Below are 17441 nucleotides of genomic sequence, written 5' to 3'. Positions count from 1 at the left end.
CAAAGGCTGGGGCGCATGTTTGTGGGGGCAAAATCGGTGAGGCGCCAGGAGATTGCTGAGCACGTGGCGGGACTGGCGGGGCCGATCGCGGCGAGACGCGGTCTCGAGGTGGTCGATGTGGAGCTCATGGGGACGGGACGCCACCAGATCGTTCGGGTGCTGGTTGACCGGGACGGGGGCGCCGGGGTGGAGGATTGCGCCCGGGTGAGCGAGGACCTCAGCCGGGAGCTCGACCTGTACGATCTGCTCGTGGACTCGTACACGTTGGAGGTCGCCTCCCCGGGGCTGGACCGCCCGCTCCGCCGGCCGCGTGATTTCATCCGTTTCTCGGGGCGGAACGTCGCGGTGACGGCGGTCGCCCCCATCGAGGGGCAGCGGCGGTTTCGAGGACGCCTGCTCGGGCTCGTCGACGGCCGGGTGGCGATCATGCTGGAGGATGGGCGTGAGGTGCGCCTGGCACAGGACGAGATCGCTCAGGCCCACCTCATCGTCGAGATGGCAGAGTTGCGCGAGGACTTCAAGCGCTCCAGGGCGACCGCGAAAGGGCGCGGGGCCCTCCATGCGGAGGACAGCCGGGCAGGCTGGAGGTGAGCGGCAAGTGAACAACGCGGAGCTGATCAAGGCCATCCAGCAACTGGAGGAAGAAAAGGGCCTCGGCAAGGACGTCCTCGTTGAGGCCATCGAGGCGGCATTGCTCTCCGCCTACAAGAAGAATTTCGGATCGGCGGCCCAAAACATCCGAATCGAGCTAGACCGGGAAACCGGCGAGCAGCACGTATTCAGCGTCCGAACGATCGTCGAGAGCGTGACCGATCCGAACAGCGAAGTCCCCCTCGCGGAGGCGCGGGGATGGGATGCGGAGAGCCAAGTCGGAGACATCGTCGAGGTCGAGGTCACCCCGAAGGACTTCGGTCGGATCGCAGCCCAGACCGCGAAGCAGGTGATCGTGCAGCGGATCTGCGAGGCCGAGCGGGACATGGTCTACAAGGAGTTCCGGGACCGGGAGGGCGATATCGTTACCGGCACGGTGCAGCGCGTGGAGCGGCGGAACGTCTACATGGACCTCGGGCGGATCGAGGCGGTGTTGCCGCCGACCGAGCAGGTCCCGCGGGAAGGGTACCGGCAGAACGATCGCGTCAAGGCGTACGTCGTCGAGGTCAAGCAGGGCACGCGCGGGCCTCAGATCGTCGTGTCACGCACCCATCCCGGGTTGCTGAAGCGGCTGTTCGAGATCGAGGTGCCGGAGATCTACGAAGGCATCGTGGAGATCAAGGCGATCGCCCGCGAAGCCGGCGCGCGGAGCAAAGTCGCGGTCGTCTCCCGCGATCGCAACGTCGATGCGGTCGGATCGTGCGTTGGGCCGAAGGGCTCGCGGGTCCAGTCGATCGTGGACGAACTGCGCGGGGAGAAGATCGACATCGTGCCGTGGGCCAGTGATCCCGCGATCTTCGTCGCGAGCGCCCTGAGCCCGGCGAAGGTGATCCGCGTCGAGATCACCGAGGAGACGAAGACGGCGTTGGTGATCGTGCCGGATAACCAACTGTCGCTGGCCATTGGCAAAGAGGGGCAGAACGCCCGGCTCGCCGCCAAACTGACCGGGTGGCGCATCGATATCAAGAGCGAGTCGCAGATCAAGGAGCAGGAGGCAAAGAAGATCTTCGCCGACCTCCCTCCGGAAGAGGAAGTCCCAGCGGCCGCCGAAGGCCAAGCGGTCCCCGGCCCCGAGTCGGTCCCGGTGGCTGCGGCACCCGCCGGGGAGGAGGCTCCCGGGGGAGCGCCTCGCGTAGAGGAGAAGTCGGTCGCCGAGTGAGCCATGCCAAAGGTCCGGCGGCTTCCCCAGCGGCAGTGCGTGGCGTGCGGCCAGATGCGGGTCAAACGAGAGCTGATCCGGATCGTCCGTACGCCCGATGGCGAGGTCCGGGTCGATCCGACAGGGAAACTCTCAGGGCGGGGCGCCTATGTTTGTCCACAGGCCCCGTGCATCGACCGTGCGCTGCACGAAGAGCGCCTAGCGCGAACGCTTGAACGCTCGATTCCAGAAGATGTGGCAGAGGGACTGCGAGGCGCGCAGGTCCGCCCGGCGCCGCCGAGAGCGCCGGTGGTTCGACGGATCTTGCTGCCCCGCCCCGAGCCGCCGTCGGGGAAGCCACACCCTCGACGACGGCCGGCGCTGTGAGCACACGGGAGGGATATTGTGAAAGTTCATGAACTCGCCCGGGAACTGGGCCTCACCAGCAAGGAACTGATCGGACGGCTGGAGGCCATGAAAGTCCCGGTCCGGAACCATATGAGCGTCCTCGACGATGCGGTCGTGGGGCGACTGCGGCAAGCCGCCACCCGTGCGAAGGGACAAGCGCCCCCATCCGGAGGGCCGGCCGCGGCCGGCACCCCGGGACGAGAATCCCCCCGCGGCAAGTCCACCTCGGTCGACGCGGAAAAAGTCCGGCAGAGCGCGTTTCTCCAGGCCAGCTACGGATCCGAGATCAAAGGCGTTCGGGTCATCCGGGCGCCGCGCGCGGAGGCAGCCCCGGCGGCGGATGTCGCCCCGCCGCAGGCACCACCGACCAAGACCGAGAAAGCGCCTGTGGCGCCGGCGGCCCCCGGCGGCAAAGTGGCGGCAAAGACTCAGGAGCGCGCGGCTCCAAAGAAAGCGGGAGACGCCAAGGTCGAGCCCAAGAGGGCCGGCGGGGATCCTCACACCGGCGCCCCCCCGTCGGGGGTCGCGGCCGGCAAGCCGGCGAGGGAGCACCCGGCGGCCGCGGCAGCCCCCGCTGGCGCCCAGGCGGCTGCGCCGTCCGCGCCGCCTAAAGAAAAGCCGACCATTCGGTTTGCGGACGTCCGGAGAACGCACCGGTACGAGTCCGCGGCCGCAGATACGGGCGCTCGCGTGATCCCCGAAGGGCCCCCCGCGCCGGCACCCGTGGAGACTCCACGGGTGGAGCCGAGGGCAGAACCGGTGAGGCCCCCCGAGCCTGTGCGCCCGGCCCCCGAGATCCCGGCCGCGCCCGCCGCCGCGGCCCCGCAACCGGTCCGGTATCTGGAGTTGGATGGGCCGATTCAGGTTGGCGATTTGGCCGCGCGCATGGGTGTGCCCCCCGGAGAAGTCGTGAAGCGTCTTGTCGAATCTGGCGTCATGGCGGGCATCAATCACATGATCCCGCTCGAGATCGCGAGCAAAGTCATGGCGGCGTTCAACTTCGTTCCCAGAGTCGCCGAAGTCGCCGAAGTAACGGAACTCGCCCCAACGCTGGATGTCCCTGTGGCGGACGCCGCCGAGGAGAAGGGGCGGGAACTCAGACCCCCCGTCGTCACGGTGATGGGGCACGTGGACCACGGAAAGACGAGCCTCCTCGATGCCATCCGGAAGACCAGCGTCGCGGCGAAGGAGTTCGGGGGGATCACCCAGCATATCGGCGCCTACACGGTGGAGGCGAAAGGCAAGCCGATCACGTTTCTCGATACCCCCGGTCACGAGGCGTTTACGGCGCTTCGGGCTCGCGGCGCCCACGTGACCGATATCGCGGTGCTGGTGGTCGCCGCCGAAGACGGCGTGATGCCGCAGACGCTCGAGGCGATCAACCACGCGAAGGCGGCGCGGGTGCCGGTGATCGTCGCGATCAACAAGATCGACCTGCCGCAGGCGAATCCCGACCGCGTGAAGCAGCAACTGGCGGATCTTGGGCTCGTCCCCGAGGAATGGGGCGGCGACACGATCACCGTCCCGGTGTCGGCCCGGCAGGGGACGGGGCTGGACACGCTGCTCGAGATGATACTCCTCGTCGCGGAGCTCCGCGACCTTCGGGCGACGCCGGAACGGCCCGCGAAGGCCACGGTGATCGAGGCGCGGCTGGACAAAGGCCGAGGTCCGGTGGCCACGGTCCTGGTCCAGGATGGGACGCTTCACGTCGGCGATGCGGTCGTCGTCGGGGAGACCTTCGGGCGGATTCGCGCGATGACCGACGACAAGGGGGCGCGGATCCAGATGGCCGGTCCAAGCATACCGGCCGAGGTGATCGGACTCAGCGACGTACCGGCCGCCGGCGATCTGGTCGAGGTCGTGACAAACGAGCGGATCGCCAAGGCGGTGGCGGAAGAGCGGACCGAGCGGCGGCGGGCGACCGAACAATCGAGGATCCGCCAGTTGAGCGTGGAGGAGATCTCCAAAGAGACCGGGGCGGTCACCGAGCGGAAGGAACTCCGCCTCATCGTCAAGGCGGACGTGCAGGGCTCTGTGGAGGCGCTCGTCGCGGCGATCGAACGCCTGACCAGCCGCGAGGTCGTCATCACGATCCTGCACGCGGCGGTCGGCAGCGTGACCGAGTCCGACGTCATGCTTGCCGCGGCCAGCTTTGCCCGGGTGATCGGGTTCAACGTCCGGCCCGAACCCCAAGTCCGGCGCCTGGCCGAGACCCAGGCCGTCGACGTGCGGCTGTATCGGGTGATTTACGAAGTGCTCGACGACATCAAAAAGCTCGCCACGGGGCTCATTGCGCCGGAGATGGTCGAGGTGATCCTGGGGCGGGCGGAGGTTCGCAAGGTCTTCTCGATCAGCCGGGTGGGCACGATCGCGGGGAGCTACATGGCCATGGGACGGATGCTGCGGGGCGCCCGGGCGCGGCTGATTCGGGACGGCGTCGTGGTCCACGAAGGGACGATCGGGTCGCTCAGAAGGTTTAAGGAGGATGTGCGCGAGGTCACGGAAGGGTACGAGTGCGGCATCGGACTCGAGCGCTACAACGACGTGAAGGAGGGGGACGTCATCGAGGCGTTCGACATCGAGGCGAAGCCGGTCTGAGGAAGGGAAGCGTCCCTGAGGGGACCGGGAGGCGAGGACGATGGTGGTCGGCGTCCTACACGTCGAGTGTAGCCTTCCCGGCACACAGAGCATCAAGGACAAGCGACGGATCCTGAAATCTCTCCTCGATCGCCTCCATCACCGCTTTCACGTGGCCGCGGCCGAAGTCGCGCACCAGGAGTCTTGGCGGCGCGCCGGATTGGCGATCGCGTACATCAGCACGGACGTGCGGCATGCCGACCAGGTGCTCGCCCACGTCGCGGACGCGATCGGCCGGCACAGCGATCTCGTGGTCCTCGATTATGCCGTCGAGATGCGGTGAGGTCGATCGATGAGCGTCCGTCTCGCGCGACTCCGTGAGCTGTTCAAGCAGGAGATCAGCACGATTCTGCAGCGTGAGATGAAGGACCCACGCGTCGGCTTTGTCTCCGTCACCGATGTCGAGTTGAGCCAGGACCTCCGGCATGCCAAGGTCTTCGTGAGCATCCTGGGCGATGAGGAAGCCAAAGCGAAGACGATGGCCGCCTTGGCGAGCGCCCAGGGGTTCATCCGCACCGAGCTGGGGCGGCGGATCCGGCTCCGGTACCTTCCCCAAGTGCATTTCAGGTTGGACGAGTCGATCGAACGTGGGGTCCGGGTTCAGCATCTGCTGCGCCGGGTCGCCGAAGCCAAGGGAGAGGAGGCCAGCGATGTCCCCGGCCGCAAAGATCGCGGAGACGCTTAAAAGCCGGCAGCACGTCCTGCTCCTCAACCATGTCTCGCCCGACGGTGACTGTTTGGGCTCCACGCTCGCATTGGCGAGAGCGCTGCGGGGCGCAGGACGGCGGGCGACGGTCGGGAGCTCCGACGGCGTCCCGGAGATGTACCGGTTCCTCCCGGGGAGCAGCACGGTCCTCGCCGAGATCCCAGAGGGGGAGCGGTTCGACGCCGTCGTGTTCATGGAGTGCAGTTCCCCGGAGCGCGCGGGTGCGCTGGCCGCCAGGGCCGCGGGGGTCCCCCTCTGGGTGAACGTCGATCATCACGTCAGCAACACCGGGTACGGCGATCTGGTCCTGTGGGACCCTGGGGCGGCCGCGGTGGCGGAAGTGGTCTTCCCCATCGTCACCGCCTTCCAGCCGCGCCTGGATCCCGAGACCGCCGTGTGCTTGATGACGGCGCTTCTGACAGACACGGGGAGTTTCCATTATGCGAGCGTCACACCGAAGAGCTTTGAACTGGCGGCAGAGCTGGTCCGCGCCGGCGCCAGCCCGATGGCCGTCTTCGAGCAGGTGTACGAAAACCGGTCTACGTCGTCCCTCCGCCTGCTCGGCATGGCGCTCGTCCGGATGACGATCTGCGAAGACGGCCGCGTGGCGTGGACCACCATCACCCAGGCGATGCTCAAAGAGGCCGGGGCCACCATGGAAGAGTCCGAGGGCGTCGTCGGGGCGCTGCGGACGGTTCGCGGGATTCAGGTCGCGATCCTGTTCAAAGAAGAATCTGATGAGATTTCCGTGAGCCTCCGCGGCGTGGGAAGCGTCCGGGCCAACGTGATCGCCGAGGCGTTCGGAGGCGGAGGGCACGCCGCCGCAGCCGGGTTCACCGTGAAGGGACCGGTCGACGACGTGGTCCGCCAGACGCTCGCGGCCGTCCGCCGCGAACTCAGCGCGGCGACGCTCTGAGCGGTCCCATGGACGGCGTCCTCGTCGTATTAAAGCCCCCCGGGATGACGTCACACGACGTGGTCGACGTCGTGCGTCGGGCCGCCGCGCAGAGGCGCGTCGGCCACACGGGGACGCTGGATCCCGGCGCCGCCGGCGTGCTTGTCTGCTGCCTGGGACGTGCGACGCGGTTGAGCGAGTATCTCATGGAGGCCGACAAGGAGTACCGTGTGGAGCTCCGCCTGGGAACCCGGACGAGCACAGGGGATGCGTACGGCGAGGTCCTGCCCGCGTCCGGGACGCCCGGCGTCCGGCGTGCGCTCACCCGGGCCGCACTCGAGGGCGTCCTCAAGCGATTCACGGGGGAGATCCTTCAAGTGCCCCCGATGGTGTCGGCCATTCATCATGAGGGGGCCCGGCTGTACCAACTGGCGCGACGCGGAGAGATGGTGGACCTCCAACCGCGTTCGGTGACCGTGCATCGGATCGAGATCCTCCGATTCGACCGGGAGCAGGCCGCCGCGCTGCTCGAGGTCGCATGCGGCAAGGGGACCTATATTCGAAAGCTCTGTGCGGATGTCGGGGACGCCCTCGGGGTGGGGGGATACGCGCACTTCATGGTCCGCACGAGGGCCGGCGGGTTCGAGATCCGCGACGCGATGACGCTCGAGGAGCTGGCCGCCGCGGCCGCGACCGGAGGACTGGGGGACGCCGTGGTCCCGATGGACCAGGCCGTTGCCCACCTCCCTGCCGTCGACCTTTCAGACCGGAGCGTCGCCGAGGTGATGAACGGCCACTCCGTGCCCTTATGGAAGGTGGCCGGGACCACGGTACCCGAGGATGGTCCGGTCCGCCTCCGCAGCCGGCGCGGGGCCCTCATCGCCCTGGCGCGCGTGCACGGAGGAGCGCTTCGACCATTCAAGGTGCTGGCCGGCGATGGAGGAGGGCTCGTTGCTCACCGCTCGCGGCCTCGATGAGTTTTCCCCAGGGGATTCCGCCCTTGCCCTCGGCACCTTTGACGGTCTCCACCTCGGCCATCAACAGGTCATCCGGGGTGCGGTGACCCGTGCGCGCGATAGTGGGGGACAATCGGTGGCGGTGACGTTCGAGCCGCATCCGCTCGAGGTGCTCCGCCCGAGCCCCGAGCCGGTGTTGCTCACCACGGTGGAGGAGCGTCTCGCGCTGCTGTCTGGACTCGGGGTCGATGTGGCCCTCGTGCTTCCCTTCGACCTGGCGTTCTCCCAGACGGCCGCGCGGGATTGGATGAACGAGATCCTGGGGGAGCGCCTGCGCGCCCGGGCGGTCTTTGTGGGGTCGTCGTATACGTTTGGATACCGGCGGGAAGGTACCGCGCAGCGCCTCGTGGAGTGGGGGCGGACGCGGGGGGTGGACGTCACCCTCGTGCCCGCCGTGTTGATCGACGGCGAACCGGTCAGCAGCAGCCGCATCCGCGGGGCGCTGCGGGAAGGACTGGTCGATGAGGCCGCGCGGCTGCTCGGTCGAAGGTACGCTCTTCGGGGACGCGTGACCTCGGGCGAGGGGCGGGGGCGTACGATCGGGTTCCCCACCGCGAACCTCGCCGTAGACTCGCCTCGCAAGATCCTCCCCCGCATCGGCGTCTACGCCTCAATCGTCGACGTGGGCGGTCGGCGATTCGGAGGCGCGACGAACGTGGGCAGACGACCGACGTTTAGTGGGACGGAGATCTCGATCGAGACCCACCTGCTCGAGTTCAGTGGAGATCTCGTCGGCGAGCCGATACAGGTTGAGTTCGTGGGGAGAATTCGGGAAGAACGCGCGTTTCCGGACGCGGAGGCGTTGAGCCGGCAAATCCGCCGGGACGTCTCGCAGGTACGGGAGTTGCTTGTCGCCAGGGACCAAGGTATAATACTGTAGTGCAGGCGCGGGACAACCGCAGGAAAGCCAACGGGGCGCGCCAGGCCCCACAGGAGAGAGCCTGACCACCGATCTGGTGGTCAGTTTGTTTGGGAGACGATGCGACGGCGGGCACGCGAGGCGGCGCTACAGGTCCTCTTTCAGCTGGACGTCGGGCAGCTGTCCCTCGAGGACGCCTTGGCCTCGGTCGCCGCGCCGGACTGGCTCCCCGAGGATTGGGCCCTCGTAGAGACCCTCTCTCGAGGGACGCAGGCGCACGCATCAGAGATCGACGTGATGATCGCCCAGGTGGCGGAGCACTGGACGATCGAGCGCATGGCCGCCGTCGATCGCAACATCCTCCGCATGGCGATCTTTGAGCTGCAACACACCACCACCTCCGTTCGCGTCATCATCAACGAAGCCGTGGAGCTGGCCAAACGCTACAGCACCGAGGACTCAGGCCGATTTGTCAACGGACTTCTGGGCCACGTCGTTCGCTCCGGCATGCTCTCGCTGGTAGGACAGGCTGCCGACGTGTGAGGCAGGCTCGCATCGCGTGCGGATCCACATCGTGGTGACGGGACGGGTCCAGGGCGTGGGGTTCCGTCACTTCACGGCGACGCGCGCCCGCGCGCTGGGGCTCACGGGAACGACCCGCAACCTCCCCGACGGACACGTCGAGATCACGGCTGAAGGCGATCGAGCGAAGCTCGAGACACTGATCGGGATCGTTCGCGACGGACCCCCGGGGGCGCTGGTACGGGACGTGCGGATCGACTGGGAGGACGCACCGGCGCGCGAGCGAACGTTCATGATTCGCTAGCGAGGATGACCCGCCTGCCGCGTTCCCCGTCCGCCGTGATCGATGAAGCAGGTCGACTCGACCAATGGCTCGTCCTGCACGGACTCGCAGCCACGCGTAGGGAAGCCCAGAGCGCGATCATGGCCGGGCTCGTCCTCGTTGACGGGAGGGTCGCCGACAAGCCGGGCCGCCGGATCACCCCGCAGATGACAGTGGAGGTGCACCGGCGCGAGGAACCCTACGCAAGCCGCGGGGGCGTCAAGCTCGCCCATGCCCTGCGCACGTTTGGGATCGACGTCCGGGGTAAGGTGACGGTCGACCTGGGCGCAAGCACGGGCGGGTTCACCGATTGCCTGCTGCGCGCGGGGGCGGCGCGAGTGTACGCCGTGGACGTGGGGCGCGGCCAGTTGTCCTGGCGCCTGCGAACCGATCCCCGGGTGGTGTGCCTTGAGGGCACGAACGCCCGCTACCTCACGCCGGAGCAGGTCGGCGCGGCGTGCGGCCTGGTCACCGCCGACCTCGCGTTCATCAGCCTGCGGCTGGTCTGGAGGCCGATCGCGGCCCTGCTCGCCCCCGGGGGGTGCGCGGTCGCCCTCATAAAGCCGCAGTTCGAGGCGGGACGGGAGCACGTCAGGCGGGGCGGCGTGGTGCGAGATCCCGGCGTCCACCGCGAGGTCCTTCGCACCGTCCTCGAAACCGCTCTGGCCGCCGGCCTCGGTCCTGTGGGCGTCGTCCCGTCGCCGATCCTGGGCCCCGCCGGCAATGTAGAGTTCCTCGCCCACCTCGTCCGCGGGGCAGACGCGGTCCTGCCGGACGCCGCGCTCGACGCCGCCGTGGCGGAGGCGCACGCTCGCGTGGCAGGGCGCGGGAGACGCGCGTGAGGACCGTCGGCCTCCACGTGAACGTGGACAAGCTCCACGCCAACCTCGAGGTCGCTCGCCTGGCGAGGGAGGCGGTGAGCCTCCTCACCGAGCGTGGCGTCGCGGTGGTGCTCAACGCGGGCAGCGCCGAGATTCTGGGACACGCGGCCCTGGGGGTGCCCGAAGGCGAGCTCGTGCGCCGGGCGGACGTGGTCGTCGTCTTTGGCGGGGACGGGACGATTCTGCGCGCCGCGAGATCCGCGGCGCCCTATGGCATCCCCATCCTCGGGGTCAACCTTGGCGGGTTTGGATTTCTCGCCGAGGTCAACGGTCCGGAGGTGGAACGGGCCCTGCACCGCCTCCTGGAAGGCGACTTCCGGCTGGACGAGCGCATGATGCTCCGCGCCCGCGTGGAGCGCGAGGGCCGGACGAGTCAAGAGTTTCTGGCGCTCAACGACATCGTCATCACCAAGAGCGGCTATGCCCGGCTGGTCAAACTGCGCACCTTTGTCAATACCGAGCACCTGGCGACCCATCTCGCCGACGGCATGATCGTCGCGACGCCGACGGGATCCACCGCCTACTCCCTGTCCGCCGGCGGGCCCATCGTGCATCCGGCGGTCGAAGGACTCGTGCTCACCCCCATCTGCGCCCACACGCTCAACGGGCGGGCCGTGCTGGTGTCCGCCGGCGACACGATTGTGATCCAGGTCGACCCGGTCGGCGCCCCGCCCATTCTCACCGTGGACGGGCAGGAAGGCTACCCCCTTCAGCCGGGGGATGAGGTGCGGGTCGAACGCTCACCCCACCACACACGGCTCGTCCGTTTGGGACCCGGAGGCTTCTACAGCCTCCTGCGCACCAAACTGACGTGGGGTGAACGATAGGGGATGCAGCAACGCAGCGCGAGCAAATCAGGCGCACGGGGGGGGCCTCGTCGATGACGCCGCAGGGATCGAAGTATATCTTCGTCACCGGGGGCGTCGCCTCCGCGCTCGGCAAAGGGATCACATCCGCCTCGCTGGGCCGCCTGCTCCGGAGCCGCGGGTGGCGGGTCACGCTTCTCAAGTTCGATCCCTACGTGAACGTGGATGCCGGTACCATGAACCCGTTTCAACACGGCGAGGTGTTCGTCACCGACGACGGGGCGGAGACGGACATGGACCTCGGCCACTACGAGCGCTTCATCGACGCGAACCTGAGCCGCGACAACAACACCACGACCGGGAAGATCTACGGCGCCGTGATCGCGCGCGAGAGGCGGGGAGAGTACCTGGGCGGGACCGTCCAGGTCATTCCCCACGTGACCAACGAGATTCGTGACGAGATCACGCGGGTCGCTCGCGCCCAGACGGCGGAGATCACGATCGTGGAGGTCGGCGGAACGGTGGGCGACATCGAGAGCCTGCCGTTCCTCGAGGCGATCCGGCAGTTCAAGTTTCACGTCGGGGAAGAGAGCGTGATGTATATCCACGTCTCGTTGATCCCCTATTTGAAGAGCGCCGGGGAGCTGAAGACGAAGCCCACGCAGCACAGCGTCAAGGAGCTCCGCGGGATCGGCATTCAACCCGACGTGATCGTCTGCCGAACCGAGCGCCCGCTCGGCCGGAGCCTTCGTGACAAACTCGCCTTGTTCTGCGACGTGCCGCGTGAGGCGGTGATCCAGGCGATCGATGCGCAGAGCATTTACGAGGTTCCCTTGATTCTGGAGGACGAAGGACTCCCCCAGATCGTCGAGCGCCGCCTTCAGCTGCCGGCCCGCCCACCCGAGCTGGCGGAGTGGCGGACGATGGTCGAACGCCTCCGGCATCCGACCGCGGCGGTGCGGATCGCGCTGGTGGGCAAGTACGTGGGCAACGAGGATTCGTACGTCAGCATCGAAGAGGCGCTGCGCCACGGCGGGATCGTCACCGGCGCACGCGTGGCGATCACGAAGCAAGACTCGGAAGCGCTCGAGGCGCTCAGCGAGCCGGACCTGGCGGGCCTGCTCGGGGCGTACGACGGCATCTTGGTGTGTCCCGGGTTTGGGTCGCGGGGGGTGGAAGGCAAGATCAAGGCGGTTCAATTTGCTCGGCAGCACCGCGTGCCGTTCTTCGGCGACTGTTACGGCATGCAGTGGGCGGTCGTCGAATTCGCGCGGAACGTCTGCGGGCTGGCCGGAGCCAACACAACCGAGGTCGATCCACACACGCCGCATCCGGTGATCAGCCTGCTGCCGGAACAGCAGGCCGTCACCGACAAGGGCGGCACGATGCGGCTGGGCCTCTATCCATGCCGGCTCACGCCCGGATCGCTGGCCGGCGAAGCCTACGGCGTGCCGGAAGTGCAGGAGCGCCACCGCCATCGATTCGAGGTCAACAACGACTATCTGCCGACGCTCGTGCAGCACGGCCTGCGGGTCACCGGGCTGTATCCCAACCGGGAGCTTGTGGAGATCGTCGAGCTCGCCGACCACCCGTGGTTCCTCGGCACGCAGTTTCACGCCGAGTACCGATCGCGGCCAAACCGGCCGCACCCGCTCTATCGCGCATTCATCGCCGCCGCGCTTCGTGAACAACAGCGGTTGATGGAACGCAGACCAAAGGAGCGCTCTACGCCAGCGGCGAACAGGTGAGGTCCGAGCATGATGCACACAGAGAGGGGAGCGCAATGGCTACGGTGATCTACGTGAACGGCCGCTTCGTCGCGAAAGAGGAAGCGACCGTCTCCGTCTATGACCATGGGTTCCTGTATGGGGATGGCGTGTTCGAAGGGATCCGCGCTTACCACGGCCGGGTGTTCAAACTCGACGCGCACGTGGATCGGCTCTTCGAATCCGCGCACACGTTGGGGATCCAGGTCCCCCTCAGCCGGCAGGAGATGATCGATGCCATCCTCGAGACCGTGCGCCGGACCGGCCTCAGGGATGCGTACATCCGCCCGGTGGTGTCGAGGGGCCCCGGAGACCTCGGGATCGACCCGCGCAAATGCCCTCGACCGAACGTCGTCGTGATTGTGGACTCGATTCAGCTGTATCCGGAGGAGGCATATCGCAAAGGCCTCCGCATGATTACCACGTCCACCCGCCAGCGTCCGGTCGATGTGCTGAACCCGCGCATCAAGACCTGCAACTACCTCAACAACATCCTGGCCAGAATGGAGGCCAATCTCGTCGGGGTCGACGAGGGCCTGATGCTGACCACCGAGGGGTACGTCGCGGAATGCACGGCCGACAACGTGTTTGTCGTCAAGGCGGGACGCGCGCTGACCCCGCCGGCCTACCTCGGCATTCTGCAGGGAGTGACGCGCCAGACCGTCCTCGATCTCTGCGCGGGCCTGGGGATCCCGGCCGTGGAGCAGGTGTTGACCCTCCACGACATGTACACGGCGGACGAGTGCTTCCTGACCGGGACCGGCGCGGAACTCGGGCCCGTGGTCGAACTGGACGGACGGAAGATCGGCACGGGGCGGCCCGGTCCCATGACCCTACGCATCCTCGCGGCGTTCCGGGAGCTGGCCCTCAGAGAAGGCACACCTGTCTACGAAGCGCCCAAAGCCCCGGCCAAGGCGTGAGCCGCGGCTGACCTGCGCCTGATGCAGCCTCTTCCCCCTGGGCGGCGCCTCATCACGAGCCGCCGGGGGTATGACGGACGTCGCATCTCAGTGCGCCTCGATGAGGTGGCGTACCCGAGCGGCCGGCGGAAGGTGTTGGAGGTCGTCGAACATCCGGGGGCCGTGGCGATGGTCGCGCTGACGGCCGACCGGGACGTGCTCTTGGTCCGTCAGTTCCGCCACGCGGTGGCCGCAGAACTTCTGGAAGTCCCCGCAGGCACCCTCGAGCCGGGTGAAACCCCGCTGGAATGCGCGCGCCGTGAACTGGCAGAGGAAGTGGGTCGCGCAGCCGGACGATGGGATCCCCTGATCTCCTTCTACCCTTCGCCCGGAGTGCTCTCCGAGGAGATCCACGTCTTCCTGGCGGAGGACCTGCGCCCGGAGGCGGCGGCGCGCGAGGAGGAAGATCTGCGCGTGGAGTCCCTGCCGCTCGAGGAGGCGTATCGCCGGATCGACGCCGGCGAGATTCGGGATGCCAAGACGATCATCGGCATCACGATGGCGCGGGAGCGCCTCGCGCACCGCGGCTGACCGGGCTCGACCGAGGCGGACGTGGTGACCTCGCCCGATCGTATCCTCGTGATCGTGCTCGACAGCTGCGGCGTCGGCGCCCTCCCCGACGCCGCCCGCTACGGGGACGACGGAGCGAGCACGTTGCCCCACACCGCCGCGGCCTGCGGCGGGCTGGCCCTGCCGACGATGGGACATCTGGGGCTCGGGCGCGTCGCGGCGATCTTGGGCGTGCCACCCGATCCTTCGCCGGCCGGGGCGTTTGGGAAGATGGCCGAGCGCTCCCCGGGAAAAGACAGCACCACCGGACATTGGGAACTGATGGGGGTCGTCCTCGATCGGCCGTTTCCCACGTACCCGCGCGGGTTTCCGCCGGAGGTGATCGAACCGTTCGAGGCGCGCATCGGGTATCGCGTCCTCGGCAACCGCCCCGCCTCCGGCACCGAGATCATCGAGGAGCTGGGCGGGGAGCACTTGCGAACGGGGCGCCCCATCGTATACACGTCCGCGGACAGCGTGTTCCAGATCGCGGGGCACGAAGCGCGTACCCCGGTCGATGAGCTGTACCGGGACTGTCGAATCGCGCGCGAGATCCTGACCGGTCCCCATGCGGTCGGCCGCGTCATCGCGAGACCGTTCATCGGTGCGCCTGGAGCGTTTGTGCGCACCGACCGCAGGCGTGACTTCTCCGTGCCCCCGCCGGTCCCCACGGTGCTCGACCGCGTGCAGGAGGCCGGACATCCGGTCGTGGCCATCGGGAAGATCCACGACCTGTTCGCCGGTCGGGGAATCACCGAGTCGATCCACACGCACAACGACCTCGATGGGATGCAGGCCACCCTCCGCGCGATGGACTCAACGCAGACGGGGATGATCTTCACCAACCTCGTCGATCTCGATACGCTGTTCGGGCACAGGAACAACGCGCGCGGGTACGGGCAGGACCTCGAACAGATCGATGCGGCGATGGCCGCCGTCGTAACGCGGCTCGGACCGCCGGATCTCCTGATCATTACCGCCGACCACGGAAACGACCCGACGAGTCAGAGCACCGATCACAGCCGGGAGTACGTGCCCCTCCTCGTCGCGGGGCCGCGGGTGGCGGGGGGGATCGACCTCGCGATCCGGTCGACGTTCGCGGACGTGGGTGCGACCGTGGCGGCGGCACTCGGGACCCCGGCACCAGCGGCCGGCACGAGCTTCCTCGAGCAGGTCCTCACCGGATGACGGACCGGGCGCGGATCGACGAGGCCGTCGCCGCGATCCGCCGTCGGACCGGCATCCCGTTCCCGCAGTTGGGAATCATCCTCGGAAGCGGCCTCGGCTCGCTGGCCGACGCGGCGGCCACAGACGTCGTGATTCCCTATGCGGACATTCCGCGGTTCCCGGTGCCGAATGCGTCCGGGCACCCGGGTCGGCTGGTGGTGGGCCGGCTTGAAGACCGGCCGGTGATCATGATGCAGGGACGGGTTCACCTGTACGAGGGGTACACCTCCGCGGAGGTGACGCTGTCGATCCGGGTGCTGGCGGCGCTCGGCGTTCGCATCCTGATCGTGACGAACGCGGCGGGGGGCATCACGCGAAGGTTCCGGCCCGGGGACCTGATGGTCATCACCGATCACATCAACTTCACGGGGACGAACCCGCTGATCGGGCCCAACGACGAGGCGCTCGGCCCCCGTTTCCCGGATCTGTCGGGCGCCTACGATCCCGATCTCGTCGTGCTCGCGCTGCGCGCCGCCCGCGACGAGGGGGTGCCGGTGCGGCAGGGCGTGTACCTGGCGGTGTCCGGGCCGTCGTACGAGACGCCGGCCGAATTGACGATGATGGCCCGGTGGGGAGCGGATGCGGTCGGGATGTCCACGGTGTCCGAGGTCATCGTCGCCAGGCACGCCGGGATCCGGGTGCTTGGGATCTCCGCGATCACGAATGTGGCCGGCGGGGCCGAGCCGCCGTCGCACGAGGCCGTGCTACGGGCTGCTCGGGACCTGGAGCCGCATTTCATCAGGCTGATCCGCCGGATCGTGCGCGACCTGCCGGCGTCGGGAGCGGACCGTGCGCGCCTATGAGTTGATTCAGAAAAAGCGCGACGGCGGTACCTTGACCGAGGCCGAGATCCGTTGGCTGATCGACGGGTTCGTGCGGGAGGAGATCTCCGACGCCCAGATCGCGGCGTTCTTGATGGCGGTGTATTTTCGGGGGATGAGCGCCGCGGAGACCACCGCCTTGACGATCGCGATGGTCGACAGCGGAGAGCGGCTCGACCTCCGGGGCGTACGCGGCCGGACGGTGGACAAGCACAGCACGGGCGGGGTGGGCGATAAAACGTCCCTCGTGCTGGTGCCGCTCGTGGCGAGCTGCGGGGCGCGTGTTGCGAAGCTCTCCGGGCGGGGCCTTGGGCACACGGGCGGGACCCTCGATAAGCTGGAATCGATCCCGGGGTTTCGGATTGAGCTGTCGGGCAACGAGCTCATCGCGCAGGTCAATCGCATCGGCTGCGCGATCGTGAGCCAGTCCGCTTCCCTCGTCCCGGCCGATAAGCGCCTGTACGCGCTCCGCGACGTGACGGCGACCGTGGACAGCGTGCCGTTGATCGCGAGCAGCGTCATGAGCAAGAAGATCGCGGCGGGGAGCGAGGCGATCGTCCTCGACGTGAAGTTCGGAAGCGGCGCGTTCATGAAGACGCCAGATGCGGCCCGAGCCCTGGCCACGGCGATGGTCGAGATCGGCCGGTCGGCAGGCCGCCGAACCGTAGCGATCATCAGCGCGATGGACGAACCTCTCGGCCGAGCGGTCGGCAACGCCCTCGAGGTGGCAGAGGCGATCCGCACGCTCCAGGGGGACGGTCCCGCCGACCTCCGAGAGCTCTGCCTCGTCCTGGGGTCGCAGATGCTGGTCCTCGCAGGGATCGCGCCCGACGATCCAGCGGGACGCGCCTTGCTCGAAGACCGGCTCGGCGGCGGCGCCGCCCTCGCCAAGTTTCGTGAGATGGTGGCCTCTCAGGGAGGGGACCGCGCCGTCGTCGACCACCTCGAGCGGCTGCCGCAGGCGCCCATCCGGCAGCCCGTTTCGTCCGAGGCGCAGGGCACGGTGCTCGCGGTGGACGCGGAGGTGCTCGGCGGCGCCGCGATGGTGTTGGGAGCCGGACGGGCGCGGGCGGAAGACCGGATCGACCCGGCGGCGGGGCTCGTGATCGAGCGGAAACTCGGGGACCATGTCGACCGGGGGGAGGCGCTCGCGGTCATCCACACGAGCGAGGCGCAGCGGGTGGACGAGGGGATCCGGCGGGTGCGGTCTGCCTATCGTGTCGGCGCCGGCATCTCCACGAGGCCTCCACTCGTCGACTCGGTGGTGACGTAAACCAA

The 17441-nt window shown here is 68.1% G+C and carries 19 protein-coding genes; all 19 read left to right on the top strand.

Translation table 11 applies throughout. The features are described 5' to 3' along the window. Window positions 1-591 (top strand): ribosome maturation factor RimP (rimP, locus tag VFP86_14925; protein ID HET9000929.1); only part of this gene is annotated, 591 nt, incomplete at its 5' end. Window positions 592-598: 7 nt separating this feature from the next. Then, on the top strand, window positions 599-1810 hold the full coding sequence (gene nusA / locus VFP86_14920) for a transcription termination factor NusA (protein ID HET9000928.1): 1212 nt from the start codon (window positions 599-601) through the stop codon (window positions 1808-1810). 3 nt (window positions 1811-1813) lie between these two features. Further along, a complete protein-coding gene (locus tag VFP86_14915) occupies window positions 1814-2176 on the top strand; it encodes a YlxR family protein (protein ID HET9000927.1) in 363 nt (120 codons plus the stop codon). Window positions 2177-2194: 18 nt separating this feature from the next. Beyond that, window positions 2195-4795, top strand: coding sequence for a translation initiation factor IF-2 (gene infB, locus VFP86_14910; GenBank protein ID HET9000926.1), 2601 nt, complete (start codon window positions 2195-2197; stop codon window positions 4793-4795). Between the two features lie 40 nt (window positions 4796-4835). After that, complete coding sequence (locus VFP86_14905; GenBank protein HET9000925.1) at window positions 4836-5117, top strand: DUF503 domain-containing protein; 282 nt, start codon at window positions 4836-4838, stop codon at window positions 5115-5117. Between the two features lie 9 nt (window positions 5118-5126). Next, window positions 5127-5519 carry a 30S ribosome-binding factor RbfA gene (rbfA, locus tag VFP86_14900; protein HET9000924.1) on the top strand — a complete coding sequence of 131 codons (393 nt, stop codon included), beginning with the start codon at window positions 5127-5129 and terminating at the stop codon, window positions 5517-5519. After that, window positions 5485-6456, top strand: a complete 972-nt coding sequence (locus tag VFP86_14895; GenBank protein ID HET9000923.1) for a bifunctional oligoribonuclease/PAP phosphatase NrnA — start codon at window positions 5485-5487, stop codon at window positions 6454-6456. The genes rbfA and VFP86_14895 overlap by 35 nt, the downstream gene beginning before the upstream one ends. An 8-nt stretch (window positions 6457-6464) precedes the next feature. Continuing rightward, window positions 6465-7412 (top strand): tRNA pseudouridine(55) synthase TruB, encoded by a 948-nt coding sequence (gene truB, locus VFP86_14890; GenBank protein HET9000922.1) that lies wholly within the window; start codon window positions 6465-6467, stop codon window positions 7410-7412. Continuing rightward, a complete protein-coding gene (locus VFP86_14885) occupies window positions 7387-8331 on the top strand; it encodes a bifunctional riboflavin kinase/FAD synthetase (protein ID HET9000921.1) in 945 nt (314 codons plus the stop codon). Before truB ends, VFP86_14885 begins: the two co-directional genes overlap by 26 nt. A 99-nt stretch (window positions 8332-8430) precedes the next feature. Continuing rightward, window positions 8431-8853, top strand: coding sequence for a transcription antitermination factor NusB (nusB, locus tag VFP86_14880; GenBank protein ID HET9000920.1), 423 nt, complete (start codon window positions 8431-8433; stop codon window positions 8851-8853). A 16-nt stretch (window positions 8854-8869) separates the two neighbouring features. Then, the gene (locus tag VFP86_14875) at window positions 8870-9136 is read left to right on the top strand and encodes an acylphosphatase (protein HET9000919.1); all 267 of its coding nucleotides are present in this window, start codon (window positions 8870-8872) and stop codon (window positions 9134-9136) included. Window positions 9137-9141: 5 nt separating this feature from the next. Beyond that, window positions 9142-9996 carry a TlyA family RNA methyltransferase gene (locus VFP86_14870; protein HET9000918.1) on the top strand — a complete coding sequence of 285 codons (855 nt, stop codon included), beginning with the start codon at window positions 9142-9144 and terminating at the stop codon, window positions 9994-9996. Next, window positions 9993-10862, top strand: a complete 870-nt coding sequence (locus tag VFP86_14865) for an NAD(+)/NADH kinase (GenBank protein ID HET9000917.1) — start codon at window positions 9993-9995, stop codon at window positions 10860-10862. The genes VFP86_14870 and VFP86_14865 overlap by 4 nt, the downstream gene beginning before the upstream one ends. A 53-nt stretch (window positions 10863-10915) precedes the next feature. Beyond that, on the top strand, window positions 10916-12589 hold the full coding sequence (locus VFP86_14860) for a CTP synthase (GenBank protein HET9000916.1): 1674 nt from the start codon (window positions 10916-10918) through the stop codon (window positions 12587-12589). 35 nt (window positions 12590-12624) lie between these two features. Beyond that, window positions 12625-13527: a branched-chain-amino-acid transaminase gene (gene ilvE / locus VFP86_14855; protein ID HET9000915.1), complete on the top strand. Its 903-nt coding sequence runs from the start codon at window positions 12625-12627 to the stop codon at window positions 13525-13527. Between the two features lie 90 nt (window positions 13528-13617). Beyond that, on the top strand, window positions 13618-14097 hold the full coding sequence (locus VFP86_14850; GenBank protein HET9000914.1) for an NUDIX hydrolase: 480 nt from the start codon (window positions 13618-13620) through the stop codon (window positions 14095-14097). A 21-nt stretch (window positions 14098-14118) separates the two neighbouring features. After that, window positions 14119-15303, top strand: coding sequence for a phosphopentomutase (locus VFP86_14845; protein HET9000913.1), 1185 nt, complete (start codon window positions 14119-14121; stop codon window positions 15301-15303). Continuing rightward, window positions 15300-16145, top strand: a complete 846-nt coding sequence (locus tag VFP86_14840; GenBank protein ID HET9000912.1) for a purine-nucleoside phosphorylase — start codon at window positions 15300-15302, stop codon at window positions 16143-16145. The genes VFP86_14845 and VFP86_14840 overlap by 4 nt, the downstream gene beginning before the upstream one ends. Next, window positions 16132-17436: a thymidine phosphorylase gene (locus tag VFP86_14835; protein ID HET9000911.1), complete on the top strand. Its 1305-nt coding sequence runs from the start codon at window positions 16132-16134 to the stop codon at window positions 17434-17436. Before VFP86_14840 ends, VFP86_14835 begins: the two co-directional genes overlap by 14 nt. Window positions 17437-17441: the final 5 nt, after the last annotated feature.

This window comes from bacterium (assembly GCA_035703895.1).
Lineage (GTDB): Bacteria > Sysuimicrobiota > Sysuimicrobiia > Sysuimicrobiales > Segetimicrobiaceae > Segetimicrobium.
The sequence above is the reverse complement of the archived record's forward strand: the minus strand, read 5'-3'. Positions and strand labels throughout refer to the sequence as shown.